The sequence below is a fragment of the Achromobacter sp. genome, from assembly GCF_036567245.1.
Lineage (GTDB): Bacteria > Pseudomonadota > Gammaproteobacteria > Burkholderiales > Burkholderiaceae_B > Achromobacter.
The window spans coordinates 1-5,673 of record NZ_DATCUY010000681.1; the positions used below are offsets into that span (position 1 = coordinate 1).

General features: G+C 66.8%; 8 protein-coding genes. 1 reads left to right on the forward strand and 7 read right to left on the reverse strand.

The features are described from left to right. From VIR09_RS29240 to VIR09_RS29270, 7 genes are all read right to left on the reverse strand, one after another. Window positions 1–479 (reverse strand): VIT1/CCC1 transporter family protein (locus VIR09_RS29240; RefSeq protein ID WP_332016054.1); only part of this gene is annotated, 479 nt, incomplete at its 3' end. Window positions 480–554: 75 nt separating this feature from the next. Then, window positions 555–986: a PaaI family thioesterase gene (locus tag VIR09_RS29245; RefSeq protein WP_332016055.1), complete on the reverse strand. Its 432-nt coding sequence runs from the start codon at window positions 984–986 to the stop codon at window positions 555–557. 1 nt (window position 987) lies between these two features. Next, a complete protein-coding gene (gene mmsB / locus VIR09_RS29250; RefSeq protein ID WP_332016056.1) occupies window positions 988–2,043 on the reverse strand; it encodes a 3-hydroxyisobutyrate dehydrogenase in 1,056 nt (351 codons plus the stop codon). After that, the gene (locus VIR09_RS29255; RefSeq protein ID WP_332016057.1) at window positions 1,979–3,154 is read right to left on the reverse strand and encodes an enoyl-CoA hydratase/isomerase family protein; all 1,176 of its coding nucleotides are present in this window, start codon (window positions 3,152–3,154) and stop codon (window positions 1,979–1,981) included. The genes mmsB and VIR09_RS29255 overlap by 65 nt, the downstream gene beginning before the upstream one ends. Next, complete coding sequence (locus VIR09_RS29260; RefSeq protein ID WP_332016058.1) at window positions 3,151–4,305, reverse strand: acyl-CoA dehydrogenase family protein; 1,155 nt, start codon at window positions 4,303–4,305, stop codon at window positions 3,151–3,153. Before VIR09_RS29260 ends, VIR09_RS29255 begins: the two co-directional genes overlap by 4 nt. Window positions 4,306–4,500: 195 nt before the next feature. Then, window positions 4,501–4,845: an RnfH family protein gene (locus VIR09_RS29265; protein ID WP_207467507.1), complete on the reverse strand. Its 345-nt coding sequence runs from the start codon at window positions 4,843–4,845 to the stop codon at window positions 4,501–4,503. Then, window positions 4,835–5,269, reverse strand: coding sequence for a type II toxin-antitoxin system RatA family toxin (locus tag VIR09_RS29270; RefSeq protein WP_006223413.1), 435 nt, complete (start codon window positions 5,267–5,269; stop codon window positions 4,835–4,837). Before VIR09_RS29270 ends, VIR09_RS29265 begins: the two co-directional genes overlap by 11 nt. A gap of 104 nt (window positions 5,270–5,373) precedes the next feature. On the opposite strand from VIR09_RS29270, the gene smpB reads away from it, so the two are divergent. Continuing rightward, window positions 5,374–5,673, forward strand: a 300-nt coding sequence (gene smpB / locus VIR09_RS29275) for an SsrA-binding protein SmpB (RefSeq protein WP_332016059.1), incomplete at its 3' end; no start/stop codon positions are given.

Consider the following 5,673-nt stretch of genomic DNA (forward strand, 5'->3'; position numbering starts at 1 on the left):
AGCGCCGCGCCGCCTGCAAACGATGCGGCGGACGCCACCGCGGCCTGCACCGGGCGGGCCCGGTTATGCATGGATATGCCCAGCTCGTCGCGGGCATGCGCGTCGAGCGCATCGTGGCTGGTCAATTGCCGCGCGACCTGCTCGGCCAGCTCGCGGGTCAGGCCGCGCGCCACGTAGATGTCGATGAGCTCAGCCAGTTCTTCGCTGGAGTTGCGCTTGAGCGAGCGCTGCTCCAGGCGCAGGTCCGCAGCCTCGGTGTCGGCCTGCGACCGGACCGACACGTATTCGCCCGCCGCCATCGACAGCGCCCCGGCCACCAGCCCGGCCACGCCCGAAGTCAGGATGGCGCCATGCGTGGCCTGGGCCGCCGCCACGCCGGTAATGAGGCTGGCCGTGGACACGATACCGTCGTTCGCGCCCAGCACGGCCGCGCGCAGCCAGTTGCTGCGGAAAATCCGATGATGTTCTTTTGAAGGCATTGCCAGAAACCCGTGCACCGCGCGACGAACGCGCTGCGGATCCGCCGTCCAGGCCGGACCCGCTGCGCGCGGAATTCAACGCGGCGTCACGCGCACCGCGGTGAGCAAGCCTATCACGCAAAGCGTGGCCTGCTCGCCGTCGTAGGCATGCATTTCCACCTGGCAGACGGACAGGCGTTTGCCAGGCTTGATCACCCGGCCGCTGGCGACGTAGCGGCTGCCCTTGGCGGGCGCCAGGAAGTTCATCTTGAACTCCGAGGTCAGCACGTCCTCGCCCGGCGCAAACAGGGTGTAGGCGGCATAGCCGCCGGCGCTGTCGGCGATGGTCGTGGAAATGCCCGCGTGCAGAAAACCGTTCTGCTGGCAAAGGTCTGCCCGGTAAGGCAGCACGATGTCCACCCTGCCCGGCTCCACCACGTCCAGTTGCGCGCCCAGCAGGGCCATGACGCTCTGCCGGGCGAAGCTCTCCTGGACCCGTGCGGCCGGGTCCTGCGCTGGCGATGCCATGTCAGTCCTGCTCGCGCTTGACCAGGTTGACGATGCTGGAAAAGTCCAGCTTGCCCGAACCGCCCGAACTGTGCAGCGAATACAGATTGCGCGCCAGCTCGCCCAGCGGGATCGAGGCCCGCGCCGACAAGGCGGCCTCGGCCGCCAGGCCCAGGTCCTTCAGCATCAGGTCCACGCCAAAGCCGCCCGCATAGCCCTTGGAGGCTGGCGCATGATCCATCACGCCGGGCCAGGGGTTGTACAGTTCCGTCGCCCAGTTGCGGCCGGAGCTCTTGGCGATGATGTCCGACAGCACCTTGGGATCCAGCCCGTTGGCCACGCCCAGCGCCAGCGCTTCGGAGGTACCCGCCATCAGGATGCCCAACAGCATGTTGTTGCAGATCTTGGCCACCTGGCCGGCGCCGGCCGGACCCGCGTGGAAAATGTTCTTGCCCATCTTTTCGAGAACAGGACGGGCGCGCTCCAGCGCCGCGGCCTGGCCGCCGACGATGAAGGTCAGCGTGCCTGCGGCGGCACCGCCGGTGCCGCCGGAAACCGGAGCGTCGATCATGGCGATGCCGCGCACCTCGGCCGCCTGCGCCACCTTGCGCGCCGAGTCCGGCGCGATGGTGCTGCACTCGATGACCAGCGCGCTCGAGGGGATCTTGCCCAGCAGGTCCTCGCCCAGGTACAGCCCTTCTACGTGCTTGCTGGCCGGCAGCATCGAGACCACCACTTCGGCGCCCTTGACCGCTTCCGACGCGGACGCGGCGGCCTTGGCCCCGGCGTCCGTCAGGATCTTCACGGCCGCCGGCACCAGGTCGAAGACCGTCACACTATGGCCGGCCTTGACCAGATTCAATGCCATGGGCGCGCCCATATTGCCCAAACCGATAAACGCGATGCTGCTCATGATGTCTTGTCTCCTGTTGCTATTGCTATAGGTGTGAAACCATCGTGTACTGCGTTGCCGCGCTGGCGGGCGGCGGCGGACCCGCCGCCGTCGCGGGGCGCTAGCGCCCTTCCTGCCCCAGGTCCGCCAGCGGATGGGGCTGGCCTTCGGGCCAGGGCTCGTCAAAGAATTTCTGCACCCAGGCGTCCGTCGCCATATCGATCACGGCGGGGTTCCAGCGCGGCTTCTTGTCCTTGTCTATCAGCAAGGCGCGGATGCCTTCGGCAAAATCGCCATGGCCGGTGCAGGCCAGCGCCGCGATGTACTCGGCCCGGAACACGTCGTCCAGCGAACGCAGGCGCAGCCGCTGCTGCAGCGCGAACGACAGGCGCACCGATCCGGGCGAACCGGCCAGCATCGTCGCCGCAGCGCGGGCCAGCCAGGGGTCTTCGTGGTCCTTCAGCGCGGCCAGTTCTTCGTAGATGTCGTCCAGGCGGTTGCCGTTGCACAGGCTGTTGATCAGGAACGAATGCTGCCGCAGATTGCCCGGCGCGAGCGGCGTCTTGGGCTCCAGCGCCGTCAAGGCGCGGCGCAGCAGGCCGTCGTTGATCGCGCGCGGGGGAATGGCGTCCTCCGCCGCGTCCGCCCCCTGGCCAGCCCAGGGCTGCTCCTCGAGCGAGGCCAGCAGCTTGGGCCAATCCGCATGGTCCAGGCGGAAGTCCGCCAGGCCGGCAAAAATCGCGTCCGACGTGCCCAGCTGCGCGCCGGTCAGCGCCAGGAACAGGCCGAGGCGGCCCGACATGCGATTCAGCAGCCAGCTGCCGCCCACGTCCGGGAACAGGCCAATGGTGACCTCCGGCATCGCCATCCGGGAGCTCTCGCTGACCACGCGGTGGCTGGCGCCCATCATCAGGCCGATACCGCCGCCCATGACGATGCCATGGCCCCAGCACAGCACCGGCTTGGGATAGGTGTGGATGCGGTAGTCCAGGCGGTACTCGTGCTCGAAGAAGCGGCGCGCGTAGGCGTTGCTCCAGCCCGGCTTGCCGGCGTTTTCAGTCATGCTGCGGTACAGGCCATGCAGGTCGCCGCCCGCGCAGAAGGCCTTTTCGCCCGCGCCCTGCAGCACCACCAAGGCCACGCCGGGATCGCGTGCCCAGGCATCCAGCCGCTCGGCCAGCAGGTCCACCATTTCCAGCGACAGGCCGTTCAGGGTCTGCGGCGAATTCAGCGTCGCGATCCCGAAGCGCACTCCATTGGCAGCGGTTTTTTCTTCGAACAGCACCGGTGCATTCATCTTATGTCGGCTCCTTTTTCCAACAATTGGCGGGCGATGATCACGCGCATGATCTCGTTGGTCCCTTCCAGAATCTGATGAACGCGAGTATCGCGCACCAGACGCTCCAAGGGATAGTCCCGCAGGTATCCGTAGCCGCCGTGGATTTGTTGCGCATCCAGGCAGATCTGGAAACCCATGTCGGTGGCGAAGCGCTTGGCCATGGCGCAGTAGGTCGCCGCGTCGGGCGCCCCGCCGTCCAGCTTGCAGGCCGCCAGGCGCACCATCTGGCGGGCCGCCACCAGGTGGGTCGCCATGTCGGCCAGCTTGAACTGCAGGGCCTGGAATTCGGCCAGGCGGCGGTTGAACTGGCGGCGCTCGTCCATGTAGCGCCGGGCGGCGTCCAGCGCGCCCTGCGCCGCGCCCACCGAGCAGGTGCCGATATTGATGCGGCCGCCGTCCAGGCCCTTCATGGCGATCTTGAAGCCCTCGCCTTCCTGGCCCAGCATGTTGGCCGCCGGCACGCGCACGTTTTCGAAGGTGATGGGACGGGTAGACTGGCTGTTCCAACCCATCTTCTCTTCCTTGCGGCCGTAGCTGATGCCCTCGCTGTCGGCCGGAATGGCGAACGCGCTGATGCCGCCCGCGCCCTCGCCGCCGGTGCGCGCCATGACCACCAGCAGGTCCGTGTCGCCGCCGCCCGAAATGAAGGCCTTGGCGCCGTTGACGATGTAGTCATCGCCCTGGCGCTGCGCCCGGGTCGACAAGGAAGCTGCGTCCGAACCCGCGCCCGGCTCGGTCAGGCAGTACGACGCCAGCTTCTGGCCGCTGGCCAGCAACGGTCCCCAGGCATCGCGCAGCGCGGGCTGGCCCCACTTGCCGACCATCCAGGTTGCCATGTTGTGGATCGTGAGGAAGGCCGTGGTCGACGGATCCACCGCCGCCATTTCCTCGAACACCAGGGTGGCGTCCAGGCGCGGCAGCCCCAGGCCGCCGATGTCCTCGCTGGCGTAGATGGCGCAAAAGCCCATTTCGCCCGCCCGCGCGAAAGCCTCGCGCGGGAAGATGCCCTCGGCGTCCCAGCGCGCCGCGTTGGGCGCCAGTTCGCCCTCGGCGTAGTCGCGCGCCGCCTGCGCAAAAGCGCGTTGCTCGTCGGTCAGTTCCAAGTCCACAGCCTGTCTCCTGTTGTACTGAGTATTGTCTGTTGGCGTTGCTGCCGTCTCGTGAACGCCAGCCCGTCGATTTTGACATGACGTTGACGTAAACGTAAATGCGTGACGATGCTTATGTTACGCCGGAAGCGGCGGCGGGATTTGTCCTATTTGCGACATTGCGCGGGGCGGCACGCCGCCCCTCGGAACGCTTCCCTACAGCAGCCCGGCGGGGCGAACCCTGCCGTTCTTCGCCGTCTTGGCGCGGCGGTGTTCGGCGCGCCGGCGCCGCGATTCCTTGGGATCGAAACTCAGGCCGCGGTAGATCTCCACCCGGTCGCCGTCGGCCAGCCGGGCCTGCGGCTCGGTGGCGTGGCCAAATATGCCCACGCCCCGGCTCCAGGGCTGCACCACCGGAAAGGCCTGGGCAAAGCCGCTGGCCGCCAGCGCGTCGGCCACGGTGGCGCCATCGGGCAGGCGCAATTCACGCAGCCAGACATGGCCCGGCAAGGCATAACAGACGCTGACGCCGATCTGCGCCGCGGACGGCTCATTCGCCATACTTGGCCTGCGCGCGCTTGGTGAAGGAATCGATGAAGCTGGTGGCAATGCGGTTGAAGACCGGACCCACCACCATTTCCAGCGCCCGGTTGGAAAACGCATACTCCATGGTGAACAGGACCTTGCAGGCGTCCTCGGCCAGGGGCTGGAATTCCCAATGCCCCACCAGGCTGGAGAACGGGCCATCGACCAGCTCCAGATCGATCCGGTCGGGATAGACATGGGTATTGCGGGTGGTGAAGCGCTGCTTCATGCCCGCGAAGCTGATCAGGATGGAGGCCTGCATGCCATGCTCGTCGCGCGTCTGCACCTCGGCGCCGCCGCACCAGGGCATGAACTCGGGGTACTTCTCAACGTCGGCGACCAGATCGAACATCTGGGCGGCGCTGTAAGGCACCAGGACGGATCGTTGTACTTTGTGCATCGACTATCGCAAATGGCTAGAATGGCACGATTTTACCGGCACAACACGACCTGGGGCCAGAACACGCCTCGCGGCAGGCTGCGGCACCCAGGCACAAGGGCTTTATGAGCATTATCGACAATCGCAAGGCCACGCACGACTATTTCATCGAAGACCGCTACGAAGCCGGCCTGGTACTGCAAGGCTGGGAAGTCAAGGCGATCCGCGATGGCCGCGTGCAGCTCAAGGAAAGCTACGTCATCGTGCGCGATGGCGAGCTGTACCTGCTGGGCATGCACGTCAGCCCCCTGCCCACGGCCTCCACCCATATCCACCCCGATGCCATGCGCACGCGCAAGCTGCTGCTCAAGGCCGAGGAAATCAGCAAGCTCATCGGCAAGGTCGAGCAGCGCGGCTACACGCTG

Bases quoted from the DNA above. Each gene is read 5' to 3' on its own strand.
- VIR09_RS29245 (WP_332016055.1), bottom strand. From the start codon at position 986: ATGGCATCGCCAGCGCAGGACCCGGCCGCACGGGTCCAGGAGAGCTTC.
- VIR09_RS29255 (WP_332016057.1), bottom strand. From the start codon at position 3,154: ATGAATGCACCGGTGCTGTTCGAAGAAAAAACCGCTGCCAATGGAGTG.
- VIR09_RS29265 (WP_207467507.1), bottom strand. From the start codon at position 4,845: ATGGCGAATGAGCCGTCCGCGGCGCAGATCGGCGTCAGCGTCTGTTAT.
- VIR09_RS29270 (WP_006223413.1), bottom strand. From the start codon at position 5,269: ATGCACAAAGTACAACGATCCGTCCTGGTGCCTTACAGCGCCGCCCAG.